General features: G+C 68.7%; 1 protein-coding gene. It reads right to left on the bottom strand.

Going from position 1 to position 1,347, the window contains the following annotated elements:
• On the bottom strand, positions 1 to 1,191 hold a 1,191-nt coding region (locus IPV10_RS16805), incomplete at its 3' end, for an ISL3 family transposase (protein ID WP_242685096.1).
• Positions 1,192 to 1,347 lie beyond the last annotated feature (156 nt).

The raw sequence follows: 1,347 nt of genomic DNA, 5'->3' as shown, positions 1-1,347 counted from the left end.
GCCGCGGGCGAGGCGGCGGTGTAGCTCGATGATTCCGTTGATGGCTTCGGTGCCGCCGTTGTTCGCGCGGCTGGTGCTGAAGTAGGCCAGGAACGCTGAGCGCCAGCGGCGCAGCGTCCGGCCGAGGCGCGCGATCTCGGGGATCGGGCAGGTGTGGAACGAGTCGACGACCTTCTCGGCGATCCGGCGTCCCTCGGTCAGGTCCTTCTGGTGGTAGGCAGAGCGGAGTTCCTGGGCGCACTGCCATGCGACGAACACCTCGTCGTGGGCCGGGTCGGCCTTGATCGCCGCGGCGAGGCGAGCCTGCTGCTTCTCGGTCAGGTTCTCCGCGCCGGCGCGGAGAACGGTCTGGATCCCGTAGAGCGGATCCCCTTTCTGGCCGCGGTGCCCGAGGGTGTCCTGCTGGACACGGCGGCGGACCTCATCGACGGCGGCGGTGCCGAGCTTGACGACATGGAACGCGTCCAGCACGGCGGTGGCGTCTTCGAGTTTGTCGTCGATCGCGGTCTTGTATCCGGCGAACGGGTCCAGCGCCGCGACTTGCACGTTCTTCCGGAACGCGTCGCCGCGGTCGTCGAGCCAGGCCGCGTAGGCCTTCCCCGATCTGCCCGGCACCAGGTCGAGCAGCCGTGCCCGCGTCTTCCCATGCTCGTCGCGGGTCAGATCGACCATCCCGGTCAGCTCCTTCGGGCCGCGCTTACGCGGGTCGACATGATGCCAGATGTGCTCATCGACGCCGAGTGTGGTGACGCCATCGAACCGGGACTCGTCGGCGGCGAGCCGCTCCAGCTCGGGTTCCACCGCGCGCCACACCGTCTTCCACGAGGTGCCGAGCTGTCGGCGGATCCCTTCGATCGTGGCGTGCTCGCGGCGGAGTTGCCCGATCGCCCACGCGATCGCTCGCTTCGTGATCGACCCGCGCCGCTCGACGAGGGCCGGCAAGTGCTCCACGAACGTCTTCCTGGCGCAGCCGTCGTCGTCGCACCGCCAGACGCGTTGCCGCCACACGATCCGCACCCGCGATACGCCCGGCACGTCATGAAGCACCCGGCGACGCCTGCCACGACCTGTCGCGATCACACCGCACGACGGGCACCCGGTCGGCACTGCCGGGCTCGAGACCGTCACCACCAGCAACCCGTCGCTACGATCAACAGCCTCGACATGGACGCCGTCGAGGCCAAGCAGCAAGTCACAACGAGAACACGGGCAGAAGGCAGAGCGCGCGTCAGCGCACCCCGAAGTAGGGTGAAACACGTCGAGGTCCTCGCGATGGATCAGGTGGTTAGCGCTTCTGATCCTCGGGGACCTCGACCCCTACCCGCCGAACCTCACCCGGCGAGCCTC

This window comes from Microbacterium sp. SD291 (genome assembly GCF_017355365.1).
In the GTDB taxonomy this organism is placed as follows: Bacteria; Actinomycetota; Actinomycetes; order Actinomycetales; family Microbacteriaceae; genus Microbacterium.
Note: the sequence above shows the minus strand (reverse complement) of the source record. Positions and strands in the feature narration are given on the sequence as shown.